Origin of the sequence: Acetobacter vaccinii, assembly GCF_008365315.1 — a bacterium.
Lineage (GTDB): Bacteria > Pseudomonadota > Alphaproteobacteria > Acetobacterales > Acetobacteraceae > Acetobacter > Acetobacter vaccinii.
Genome location: NZ_CP043506.1, coordinates 968,313 through 981,071 on the forward strand (window position 1 = coordinate 968,313; position 12,759 = coordinate 981,071).

The window sequence follows — 12,759 nt, forward strand, 5'->3', positions numbered from 1 at the left end:
CAAACCTTAGTGCGACCGCGCAGCACGGGCCGCCAGCACGGCAACCTGCCTGCGGCACAGCAGGGCATCGGACGCGCCTGTCTGCTTGCAGGCCAGTTCCAGCGCCTGCCACGTGGCTGTCTCCTGCGTTAATGCAGGCAGGCTCCAGGCATCCAGCGCCCGGCCAAAACTAGCAGTACGCTTGAAAAACACCGGCGGTCGCAGGCTCTTGAGAGCATCGGCCCGCGCAGCCCCCTCCGCCATGGCCGCCCGTACCCGCCGCAGACGGTGCAGGTGCGACAAAAAAGCGCGGATAATGGCAATCGGGCTTGTGCCTTCGGCCAGGGCGCGTTCCAGCGCCAGATCCGCCTCGGCCCGTTTGCCCTCGGTTGCGGCAAACGCAGCATCTTCCAACGAAATGCTGCCCGCATCGCCAATGCAGGCACGGGCATCCTCCAGGGTCAGGGTGCCTGTGTCCCCTGCGTACAGGGCCAGCTTTTCCATCTCGCTACGCGCTGCCGCCCGGTCCGCCCCAAGGCGGATCGCAAGCCAGTGCAGGGCGTCGGGTTCCACCCGCACATGGCGGGCTGCGAGCATGCTGGTCATGCTGGCCTCCAGCGTGCGGCCTTCCTCCGGGTAACAGCCAATGGAGGCACAGTCCTGCCGGGATTCCAACAAGGCGCGCAATTTGGAGCGGGAAGGCAGGCCCTGCGCCTCCAGCACCACCAGCGTATCGGTCTGTTCTGCCAGCACCGTCTGCACGGCCCGCAGCAATGCGTCGGAGGCATCACGCACACGCACAGCCCGCCGCCCGCCCATAAGGGACAGGGCTGTTGCCTCCTCCTCCAGCCGGGCATGTGTCTCACGGTCGAGCACGGCGACGCGGAAAGGATCGTCCACACTGCCTGCCACATGGCGCACGGCATCACGCGCGCGCTCCTGGATCAGGCCCGTATCCTCCCCATGCAGCAGGATAACCCGCCAGGCACCGGGGTCGGCCAGGACACGGGGCAGGTTCCTGGCATCTATCTTCATGCTGCGTCCGCCGCCTTAGAAGCGCCCGGCACCGGACGGTCCACGCCCTGTGGCCATATCGGGCACAGCGTCCTCGCCTTCCTGCTCCATCGGGGTCATGTTGGAGGATTCGGGCATGGCGTTGGGCAGGGGGTAGAAAGCGCGCGCTTTGGGTGCTGTCACCGAGGCTGGCTGCACACGGGTGCGGAACCACGTTGCAACCTGCTGTGTAATTTCCGCCCCCAGCGCCTGCGCCACACGGCCCAGTGTTGTCTCGTCATTCAGCGTCTGGGCAAAAAACTGCTCATACGTCACGGTGTAACCGTCCAGCGTCTGGGCATCGCCCTGAGCCAGCAGTTCGGGGTGTTCGGCGACTGTAAAAAGCTGCCAGTGAGCACGCCCAACCACCCGTGTACGGCCGGATGTGTTGTCGGCGTGGATGTCGATACTTTCCGCCCCAAAGTTGGGCTGCACACGCAGAGTGTACTGGTGGGGGTCTTCCGGCCCGTCACCCGCCATCTGGGTTTGCAGGGCCTGACGCAACTGCTGCCCCGCCCGGTCGGGAATATTGGCGACGTAAATGTCCTTAAGGTCATCCGCCACGGCAACATGGTTCGCCCCTTCCCCATAGAGCGGGTGGAAGCCGCAGCCTGCCAGCAGCACCGGCAGGCCCGCAAGCGGGACCAGGGCCAGTGCCGCGCGCGACAGGCGCAGGACGGAACGAACCGCGCGCATCAGCCCGCAACCACAAAGTTGACGATGCGGTTGGGCACATGCACCCGTTTGACAATGCGCTTGCCTTCCAGCAGCCGCGCCACGTTGGGTTCGGCCTCTGCTCGGGCCAGTACGGTGGCGGCGTCTTCATCAGGCTGAGCCTCGATTGTGCCACGCAGCTTGCCCAGAATCTGCACCGCAATGGTGACACTGGTAGCCACCAGCAGGTTCGGCTGGGCCTCGGGCCAGGGCTGGGTGGCGGCAAGGCCATCAGCCGGGCAGAGGCGGGCAAACATTTCCTCAGCCAGATGCGGCATCATGGGGGCGCACAGCAGGCACAGGGTGCGGGCGGCCTCATAACGCGCAAAAGCCAGACCATCGACCGCACCCAGCTTTTCAGACTCGGCCAGGGCGGAGGTCAGCTCGTGGATACGGGCCACAGCCACGTTAATGGCAAAGCCTTCCAGCGCATCGGTCACAGCAGCAATGGTCCGGTGCGTAACCCGGCGCAGGGCATCAGCCTGGGAGGCAATCGCCCCTGTCGGCAGGGCAACGCCCCCTGCGGGCAGCTCGGCCGCAACTGCGCCAACACTGCGGAACAGGCGCTGTGAGAAACGGGCAGCACCCGCAACACCCGCCTCGGTCCATTCCATATCACGCTCGGGCGGGCTGTCGGACAGCACAAACCAGCGGGCCGTGTCTGCCCCAAAGCGCTCGATAATGGCCACCGGGGCCACCGTGTTGCGCTTGGACTTGGACATTTTTTCCACCCGTCCAACGGTCACGGCCTCGCCCGTGTCCCGCCGCACGACACCCTCCGCCGTGCGCTCAACCTCTTCTGGGTAGAGCCAGTGGCCTGCACTGTCCTTGTAGCTTTCGTGGCTGACCATGCCCTGGGTAAACAACCCGGCAAAAGGTTCATCCACATTCAGGTGGCCAGTACGGTGCATGGCGCGGGTAAAGAAGCGAGCATACAGCAGGTGCAGGATAGCGTGCTCAATCCCGCCAATATACTGGTCCACCGCCAGCCAGCCATCAGCCGCGTCACGCACCGTAGGAGTGGCAGCATGAGGGGCGGTAAAGCGGGCAAAATACCACGAGCTGTCGACAAACGTGTCAAACGTATCTGTCTCACGCGTGGCGGGCTTGCCGCAGCATGGGCAGGTGGTGTGCTTCCAGCTTGGGTGATGGTCCAGCGGGTTGCCCGGTTTGTCGAAAGTCACGTCCTCGGGCAGTTTGACTGGCAGCTGGTCCTGCGGCACCGGCACAGGGCCACAATCGGGGCAGTGAATGACCGGAATCGGGCAGCCCCAGTACCGCTGGCGGGAAATACCCCAGTCGCGCAGCCGCCAGTTAACAACCCCTTCCCCCACGCCCTGTGCCTGCAGGCGCGCAATAGCGGCACTGCGGGCCTCCTGCGTGGACAGGCCATTGAGGAAGTCGGAATTGATCATGCTGCCATCGCCCGTATAGGCGTGGGCACCCACGGTATAATCCGCCGCGTCCTTGCCGGGGGGCAGCACCACCGGGGTAACGGGCAGATCGTATTTATGGGCAAAGTCCAGATCGCGCTGATCACCGCCAGGGCAACCAAACAGTGCGCCCGTGCCATAGTCCATCAGCACAAAATTGGCGATCCAGACCGGGAAGCTGGCATCCAGGAACGGATGGGCCACGCGCAGGCCGGTGTCAAAACCGCGTTTTTCAGCCGTTTCAACAGCTTCGACCGATGTGCCAAGCCTGCGGCATTCTGCCACAAACTCAGCTGCTTCAGCATTCTGCCGGGCAACCCAGGCCGCCAGCGGGTGGTCGGGCGCAATCGCCAGAAACGACATGCCAAACAATGTGTCGGGGCGGGTGGTAAACACCTCGACCTCGCCCAGACCATCGTCCAGTGCTGCCGGGGGCTGGTGCAGGGCAAAGCGCACCTTGGCCCCTTCGGACCGGCCGATCCAGCGTTCCTGCATGGTGCGGACACGTTCTGGCCAGCGGTCCAGTGTGTCCAGCCCTTTGAGCAGGTCTTCTGCAAAATCTGTAATCCGCAGGAACCACTGGGAGAGCTGTTTTTTCTCGATCAGTGCGCCAGAGCGCCAGCCCCGGCCGTCCACCACCTGTTCGTTGGCCAGCACGGTCTGATCCACCGGGTCCCAGTTGACCCAGCTTTCACGCCGCTCCACCAGCCCGGCCTGCATGAAGTCCAGAAACAGCTGCTGCTGCTTGCCGTAGTATTCGGGCAGGCAGGTTGCAATTTCCCGGTCCCAGTTGAGGGAGAAGCCAAGCCGCTGCAAAGTGGTGCGCATGGTGGCAATATTGGCCAGCGTCCATTCCTGCGGGTGGACACCGCGCTCACGCGCAGCGTTTTCAGCAGGCAGGCCAAAGGCGTCCCACCCCATGGGGTGCAGCACGCTGTAGCCACGGGCACGCTTGTAACGGGCAATCACATCACCCAGCGCGTAATTGCGCACATGCCCCATGTGCAACTGCCCCGACGGGTAGGGGAACATTTCCAGCACGTAGTATTTGGGCCGGTCAGCCGGGGGAATATCGGGCACGGTAAAAATACCGGCCTTGTCCCATTTGGCCTGCCACTTGGGCTCGACGGCGTGAAAGTCATAAATCGGAGAGGCGCTGGAAGTCTGGGACATGAAGCTTCTTGATACTGTCAGGGCAGGAAAAGGGTGCGGTCCGGGTGGCCGGGATCAGTCCCGGTTGCCGTTATCGGAGCGCAGCTTGCGTGCGCGGGAGAGGATACGCCCCGCAATATCGGACGCCGTGTTGGGGGCGGGGGGGGTGTCCACCCATTCATTCCCTTCACGGGTCTGGCGGAACACGCTCAACCGCAGCGCGTCAGAGCGCAGGCGGCGGTCAAGAATAAACGCGGTGATCTTGAAGCGCTCACCATGGGTGGCGGGGGGCGTGTACCAGTCGGTCAGGATAATCCCACCCTCAGCATCGGCCGTGGCCACAGGCATAAAGGACAGCGTATCCAGCGCAGCACGCCACAGATAGGCATTAACACCGCTTTTCAGCGAGGCTTCACCCCCGGACGCACCACGATCTTCGGCCAGCAACTGGCTCCGGGGGGCAGACAGCCCGCTGCGCCCGTTGTCGGAGGAAAAACAGCCCCCCAGCAGGCCAACCCCGGCAAGGGCAAGCAGGCCAGCACGGCCAGGGACGAGAGTGGCGGAAAAGCGACCGGCGACAGCGCGACCGGACATGAGACGGCGAAGCATGAGGGTACTGTGGCTCCTTGGGCGCTGGGATATCCGTCCTTCCCGGTCCACCGCTGAGCAGATGTCAGGACTGGCGGGCGGTGCGATAGGCTTTGCAAGCCTTCATATCCTCTCAACCCTGTCCCGCCAAGCGTCTGCTTGGTACTGTAGCGGTATCAACTGGCCGAAGGTGGGACCGCATGCTGCCATACAGGCGGCTTTTCCGCCTGTTCACCCGGCAGGGCAGGTGTGACGTCCTGTGGCTGACACAGGGGAGAGAGCGCAACCATAAGCCTGTGCCGCAACCCTGCGGGCAGGTAGCTGTAACGCTCCTCCAGCACACGCAAACCAAGGCCAGGCCACAGCGCCCGCAGCCGCTGCCCGTAGTCCCGCACAAGCGCGTGCTGGCCCAGCATATTGGCCGCCGCCAGGGCAGGCACAAGCATGGACACACGCTCGGGCGTCAAGGCCAGCACACCCTGGGCATGGCGCAGGGCCCGCTCGGGCTCCCCACTGAGCAGGCAGGACAGCACAAATTCATGCTCCGGCGCGGTGGGAATAGGCACTGCGGTGCCGACATCAAAAAATTCGGCATAGGCCCAGGCCGCCTTGCGGGCATCGCCCTGGCACAGGGCATACAACCCTTCAAGCAGCGCCAGCATACCCCCGCGGGACTCGGGGTGGACTGTGGCGCGCATCTGGCGCAGCAGCATGCCACTTTCCTCAACCCAGCCTGCATATAACAGGCCCGTGCCCAGCGTATAACGCAAAAGCTGACTGGCGGGGAAAACCGCAAGCCCGGCCTGCACCATTGTCACCAACTCACGCGCGGCATAGCGGATCGGCACACCCCAGGCCCCGTGCAGCCGGACGCGCAGATAGGTGGCATGGGCCACAAACACAAAAGCATCCTCTGGCGCGCGCTGGCTGGCACCGCGCAAAAGCTGCTCGATCGCGCCATACAGGGCCGGGTCGTTGCGCAGCACCAGACCGAAGGCACGCAAGGCCATCTGCATGGGCGACAGCAGCTCCAGCGGGCAGCGGGCCAGCCGCCTGGCCTCCGTGCTCAGCACCACCAGAGTCAGGCCCGAGGCCATATGCCACGACAGTGCCATAAGGTCGGCTGACCCTACGCTAAAGCCATGCCCCCAGATGATCAGATTATCATGCCGAGGGTCCTGCACTTCGACCGCGCAGCCAAGCCGCCCGCCTTCATATGTGCCTTCACGCACGATAATGAGCACATCCGCCAGACCCATGTCCTGCGGCATATCAGCGCGCACGCTGATATCCATCAGGTCCAGTGCCACGGCGCTTAAAACAAACTCATCCCGCAGTCTGGTAGCCAGGGCACCCAGCCCGGCATCCTTGTCATAGGGTTGAAACACCACAATAGCCCGCATCCTGCCCTGCCGCCCCATGACAGGTAGCTGCCCCTGGGCACAGCCATGCGGGCAGATGTGCTCGCACACACCTTCGGCCCCGCAATTGTCCACCACCTTGTCGGGGCTACGCAGCGGGGGAAGTGCACGGCCATAATGCCGCCCGCGCAGTTCTGCGATCAGGCGCATGGTCTCCTGCCCTGGGGCAGTACCGACGGCGTTATGAAACGTGCGGATGCAGGTTTCGGCACTCAGCATGGCTGCGCCGTCGTCCCCGCCGCGGCTTTCCGCCTGCATCAACCCCCGCCATGCCCCTTCGTGCAGCGGGTGCAGGGCAAGCAGGCGCTGGGCGGCCTCTCGCGCACTGGCGGGGTTGGGCGTGGTGGCCAGCAGCACTTCCAGCTGGCTGGTCACATGGCTGACAAGGCCCGCCCTTTTGTGGGCCAGCCAGGTGTCAAACGCGGGGTCAACCACGCTCAGATCTTCCAGCAGCACCGGCAACCTGTCGGGCATGGTCAGCACTGTTGCCTCGGTAATGGCCTGCACGGTGTCGATATCCGTACTAACACCCCCACACCGCAGAGCCAGCGCATGGCGCTGCACCTCCAGCACATGGGGGCCAAGCGGATGCAAGGCCTCCTGCAGACGATGGATTTCCTGCCGGAGAGAGGCCCGCGCCTGCTCGGGGCCACGGCGGCTCCACAACAGTTCGGCCAGGCGGGTCCGGGCCATGGGCTTGTGCTCCGACAGCGCCAGTACGGCCAGCAATGCGCGGGTCTTTGTGCCTGTCGGCAGCAGGGAGACACCATCTGCCCGCTCCACCCGCAGATGCCCAAGCACACACACGCGCAGGACGATATGCGTCTGAGGGGGCATGGCCGGTGTCTGGGCTGTGGTGTGTCTATCCATCTGCGGTGCGACAGGGTGTTCCATAGCGTCCCACGTGGGGCGGTGTTTCACCATGAACGGTGGACTGCTGGAAAAGTTCGTTCCTCGCACAACTTCCTGTTGTAACGATGGCCGGGGAACAGGCGAAACAGGCCTGAAGCCACAACCTGAGGGCTCAGACCACCTTGTCTGATGAATGAACGCTCTCCCCCGCAGGCGTCACGCACCAGCAGGCCGACAATCAACGCTGCACACATGCCAACCCCCAAAAAACCACACTGGCGGAGCAGCACGGCTGGCAGGCCAGACACCGCCTGACCGTGGCAAAACCATGCTGTTTGGAGCCTTACGACCCCTCACCCCCAGGCATGGGACGATACGCGCAGCCTGCAGCAGGCGCACGCACCCCTTCCCCCTTACGGCTGTTGGAACGTCTATGCAATCTTGGGTTGTGTACGGTGGCTGGCAGGCTCCGCCTGAAAGCATGCCAGCCGCAGCTAGCGGCTGACAGCCACGCAGCTGAGCCCCTGCTGGCGCAGAGCAGAGCAGATTGTGTCGGTCTGTCCCTCTGGCAAGCCTGCAAGGCGAGTGCGCCATACGGACACCCCACCCGAGCCCACCACAGGCTCCACCCTGCTCACGGCATGATCCAGCGCGCCGGATGCCTGATGTGCCATGGCAATGGCCCGTTGGGCATGTTCCTGCGTGGAAAATGCACCAATCTGAATAACCGCGTTCCCTGTCCCCCCGACCGGCTGCCACACAATGGCAGGCCCGGCCACGGGTATGGTTGTCGTGGCAGACAGTACCGGCTGATCCTGCGGGCGGGTTGAGGCCGTGGCTTCGGCAACATCACCCTGGCGGGCGTATCGGCCAGCAGCCTGTGCCTGTTGCAGGGCGGCATCCACCGGGTCGGTTGTGGTGGCGACCTCCACCGCATCAGTCTCGGCGGTTACAGTCCCCGGTGTGCCATCACCCAGATGCGGGGCCACGGCCGCCAGATACGACCGCGCGTAGGACGGCAGGGACGTACCGCGCCGCTGGTGATTATCGGCACATTGCGGCCCACAGCTATAGGCCACCAGAAAAGTGGGCGAGCCAAAGCGGTCATACAGTTCGCGGATATAGCCGCTGCCCGCCATAATATTGTCGTGCGGGTCATACGGGTCGGAACCGAGGTGATAACGGCGGGCCAGCTCGTGATAGGTATCAGGCTTGATCTGCATCAGCCCGACAGCCCCGTGTACCGAGCGCACAAGATGGCCATGGATATACTGGTGGCCGCCCGATTCCTGGTTCATCACCGCGCGGATCCAGCCTTGTGGGATGGAAAAGCGCAGAGCGGCCTCGTTAATATACGGCTTCCACGGGTTCATGGCTGAACCGGGCGGCTGATAACTGCGCGATGGCCCGGCACAGGCGGACAACACTGCCAGCAACGCCAGCAGCCCCCATCTGGCACGTGGCACCGCCCCAGACACGCCACCCCCCGCAGCACGCAGCCCCGAAAGAGGAGAAGCATGACGGGTAGAGCAGGAAGGGGCAGCAGGCCAGCGCATGGCCCCATGGTGCCCCCACCATGGGCAAGATGCAAGAATACCCATGGCCACACGGACGCACAGCAGAAGACGGAAATGCGGGGTCATCAGTTTCCCGCACAACCCGGCCCTTTGGCCTCATTGATTCTGGCACGATGGGCGACACAGCAGATGACTGATTATGATCAGTGCCTATCCACCCAAGACCCAGCCATCCGTGCCCTTACGCCCCGAACCCATGACCACGCCACAAGCACAACAACTGTGACGGGGCATACCCTGTAGCGCAGTGCCACCCTGTCACCAGTTATATGTCAGATTCCCATAAACACGCCGCCCCTGGCCGATATAGCACTGGGCCGTGCCGCAGGAGGTAACATAGTAGGCGTTGGACAGGTTTGAAATTGTCACCTGCCCAACAAGACCTTTGAGAACAGGGGAGGCCTTGCCAAAATCATACCGTGCCCCAGTATCAAACAGTATGAATGCCGGAACCTTGAAGGAATTGGCCGTGTTGCCATACGTCCAGCCGACATAACGCGTCCCAAAGTTAAGCTCCAACCCCCTCAGCCGCCCTTCTGGCAGAGCATAGTTGATGAACATGGAGGTCATGTTACGGGGCACAGCATTGGCATATTTACCCTGCAACGGCACCGCCGCCCCGGCATACATGTGGTAACCGGCCTGGTTTGATGTCGGGTCATAGTAATAAGGCACGGTGGTATCAGTGCTTTTGGAATACCGGACATCATCATACGTATAGGACGCCAGAAACCGCAGGTTTCTGGTCACATTGGCCTGAGCCGATACCTCAAACCCCTGCGATGTCATCTGGCCTGTCTGAATGGAATAGCCGGGGTTCTGCGGGTCCGATGTCAGCACATTGGTCTGGTCAATATGGAACGCCGATGCGGTAAACAGCCCATCAAAACCTATGGGTTTGTATTTCAGCCCGGCCTCGTACTGCTTGCCCTGTGTGGGTTTAAAGGCATGCCCTTCCATATCGGTGCCAGTCTGCGGCTGGAATGACGTAGCATAGCTAAAATAGGGAGCCAGCCCGAACGCAAACTCATACGTAGCCCCGGCCCGCCAGGTAAATGCCTGTGTCGAGAACGGAGACTGCGTTGTGCTGCTTCTGCCCGTATAGGGGAAATTGGACTGAGACCACGAATATTGAGAATACCAGTCCTGACGGCCACCCAGTGTGACAGTCAGCCCCTTGTATTTGATCTGATCCTGAAAATACACACCCACCTGATCATACGTATTCCGCCCGAACCAGGACCATGATGTCGCATTGGCCGACCCCATGCCGGGATAACCAAAATGCGGCACAAATTCCCCATACACCGGGTCATAAATATTCAGGCTATTAGCGGCAGACCTGTAATACTGTCCGTTGGAATGGTAATCCCAGAAGTCAACACCCGCAATGGCGGTATGTTTGACCTCCCCTGTACGGAAATTACCCGCCAGACGGGAATCCAGAGAGGCCGTGCGCGTAGTATTGGGCACGGCAAACGCCACGCGGGGCTGCGTCACACCATCGGCGTCCAATGCGCCATATTTTGTGTAAACATAGCTGAAGTTTGTTTTGGACGCCTCATACCGGAATGTCTGCTGGAATGTGAGGTGAGAGTTGAAACGGTGGGAAAAGAGATATTCAAAAAGCCCACCGCTTTCCTTATGGTTGTTCCACCCCGGCTCCCCCATAAACAGGTTGCGTGGCAGACGCCCGTATTTACCCGGAAACAACGTACCCACAGCCGGAAGATAGGACGAATAGGCACCATCCTGTGGCGTATAGACATAATTACCGATCAGGGTCAGGTCTGTTTTGTCATCAATCTTCCATGAAATGGAAGGGGAAATACCAACACGCCGATAACCGACATAATCTGTCTGTGTGTCCTGTGTCACACCGATCCCGGCAATACGATATTTGACACTACCAGAGGCGTTGACCTTGTCGCTGACATCAAAGGTGGCCTGATAGCGGTTCCAGTTCCCAAAACCGACCGACACACTCCGTAACGGGGTTTCTGTCGGGCGTTTGAGCGTTTCGTTGATAATACCGCCGGGAGCGGCCTGCCCGTACATGACCGAGGACGGGCCATTAATGGTTTCAACCCGTTCAATAAAAGACGGGTCGAGTGCCACCTGTGAGTTTGAAATCATACCATCAATAAACTGGGATGATGAAAACCCACGCTGTATGAACGTCCCGCCCCCAAACCCTGCGGCAGCCCCGTTGGTCTGCTGACCCATGCCCTCGGCATAAATCCCTGGCGTATAACGCAGGGCTTCAGCCAGGTTCTGCACCTGCTGGTCAAGCATCTGCTGTTTGGTCACAACATAGATGGAACCTGGAATTTCCGTAATGGGCGTGTCTGTTTTTGTGCCAGAGAACGAACTCTGCGCCACATACCCTACCCCCGGCCCACGAGGGTCCTCATGGCCCAATGTGCCCCCCACACGGACTGGCCCCAGGGTAATGGCAGAGCCATTTTTGACAATCACAAACGCATCCGACCCTTTTGCCATATATGAAAGGCCTGTCCCGGCCAGCAGATGGCGCAGACCATCCACCACCGGCATGCGGCCCGACACCCCCTGCGTGGCCACACCGCGTGTCAGGGTGCCATCGGCTGTCATCTGGTAGCCTGCCTGTTGACCAAAGACCGCCAGCGCCGACCCCAGAGACTGCGCCCCTATATGAAATACTACTGTTTTATCAGTATTTTTCTGACCAGATTCTACAATGGGGACCGCCACCGCCAAGCCATGGAGGCCAAAGGTCAAGGGGGTTGTCACCATCAGAAAACACGCGAAACCTCCACGTGGTAGCACTTGACGAGCGGATAATTTCACAGCGTTCCCTCCGGGCCACAAGGACAATCCCAAACAATGCGACCCATTCGCATTTGCGGCGTCTACTCCTTCCACGCTCGAGAGGGGGCGTTTTCAACACAGGTTTAAAAATAAATTTTGCAAGCCCAATGCGGCGGGGCCATGAGCTGCTTAAAACGAGGTCACAACCACCAGCCACGGTGCCAGCGCCACAACCCGGATATTGTGGCGCTCAGCCATAAGCCGCAAAGCCGCCACGGGGTTATCCAGCCGGTAAAAACCTGTGACCGACGCCTTGGAAACCCCTTTGCCCAGAACAACAATACGCCCACGATAAAAGGGGCGTAGCCGCCTTATGGCCTCCACCATTGAGACATCCTGTACGGAAAGCTGGCCATACCGCCATGCACCCACCAGCGCGTCGGCTCGCTCGGCCTGCATCACGCCTGTCCGGGTGTCCACCACAGTGGCCTCTGCCGCCTTGAGGGAGCGGGCTGCGCGGCGCGATGGCTGAACCGCGACCTCCCCCTGGGCAACCTGCACCTTTACACTGCCTGTATCCGCCGCAACGTCAAACGCTGTGCCAATATCGGTTGTTGTCACGCCATGGGACACAACGGAAAAAGGCCGGTCTGGATCGTGCCTGACGTCAAAATACGCCTCGCCATACCACAGCTCGACCACACGCTGCCCCGGCTGGTGCGACAGCCTGAGCGCTGAATGGGGGGCCAGAGCCACACGTGTGCCATCCGCCAGCACAAAATGCCGGGTCTGCCCCCAGCCAGTGGCATAATCCGCGCCGATACCGCCCCAGTCCACCATCGTCCAGACCAGACACGCCGCGACACAGGCACCGGCCCATGTGGTCGCACGGGCCAGCCACTGGCGGCGTTGCAGGGTGCGGTAGCGGGGGGCTTTGGCAGGGTTGCGGGCAAATGCCCCCCACTGTGCGCGGTGGGCAGCAGGTATTTTGCCGATCATATCCCCTGTCTGCTGGATTGCGGCCCAGGCTAAAGCATTGTGCTCGCTCGCACTGCGCCAGGCGACAAAACGGGCGTACAGCTCGGCATCGTCTGGTCTGTCCTGCAAGAGCACGGCCCAGTACGCGGCTTCATCCTCAGCCTGTTCATCAATCCCGTTCTGTACCGCCGTCATGCCCGCTCTTGTTTCTTACCCGCCTGC

The 12,759-nt window shown here is 61.8% G+C and carries 8 protein-coding genes; all 8 read right to left on the reverse strand.

What is annotated here, in order from left to right; translation table 11 throughout:
• Positions 1-6: 6 nt before the first annotated feature.
• The 8 genes from holA to FLP30_RS04275 all read right to left on the reverse strand — a co-directional run bounded on the left by holA (position 7) and on the right by FLP30_RS04275 (position 12,732).
• Positions 7-1,014, reverse strand: coding sequence for a DNA polymerase III subunit delta (holA, locus tag FLP30_RS04240; protein WP_149278727.1), 1,008 nt, complete (start codon positions 1,012-1,014; stop codon positions 7-9).
• 15 nt (positions 1,015-1,029) lie between these two features.
• Positions 1,030-1,728, reverse strand: a complete 699-nt coding sequence (locus FLP30_RS04245) for a hypothetical protein (RefSeq protein ID WP_149278728.1) — start codon at positions 1,726-1,728, stop codon at positions 1,030-1,032.
• The gene (gene leuS, locus FLP30_RS04250) at positions 1,728-4,352 is read right to left on the reverse strand and encodes a leucine--tRNA ligase (protein ID WP_149278729.1); all 2,625 of its coding nucleotides are present in this window, start codon (positions 4,350-4,352) and stop codon (positions 1,728-1,730) included. Before leuS ends, FLP30_RS04245 begins: the two co-directional genes overlap by 1 nt.
• A 54-nt stretch (positions 4,353-4,406) precedes the next feature.
• Positions 4,407-4,940 (reverse strand): DUF3576 domain-containing protein, encoded by a 534-nt coding sequence (locus FLP30_RS04255; RefSeq protein WP_210419303.1) that lies wholly within the window; start codon positions 4,938-4,940, stop codon positions 4,407-4,409.
• A 155-nt stretch (positions 4,941-5,095) separates the two neighbouring features.
• Positions 5,096-7,264 (reverse strand): AfsR/SARP family transcriptional regulator, encoded by a 2,169-nt coding sequence (locus FLP30_RS04260; protein ID WP_149278730.1) that lies wholly within the window; start codon positions 7,262-7,264, stop codon positions 5,096-5,098.
• A 422-nt stretch (positions 7,265-7,686) separates the two neighbouring features.
• The gene (locus tag FLP30_RS04265; RefSeq protein WP_246856590.1) at positions 7,687-8,835 is read right to left on the reverse strand and encodes a lytic transglycosylase domain-containing protein; all 1,149 of its coding nucleotides are present in this window, start codon (positions 8,833-8,835) and stop codon (positions 7,687-7,689) included.
• 192 nt (positions 8,836-9,027) lie between these two features.
• Positions 9,028-11,382, reverse strand: a complete 2,355-nt coding sequence (locus FLP30_RS04270; RefSeq protein WP_168200040.1) for a TonB-dependent siderophore receptor — start codon at positions 11,380-11,382, stop codon at positions 9,028-9,030.
• A 366-nt stretch (positions 11,383-11,748) separates the two neighbouring features.
• Positions 11,749-12,732, reverse strand: coding sequence for a FecR family protein (locus FLP30_RS04275; protein WP_149278732.1), 984 nt, complete (start codon positions 12,730-12,732; stop codon positions 11,749-11,751).
• Between the last annotated feature and the right edge of the window lie 27 nt (positions 12,733-12,759).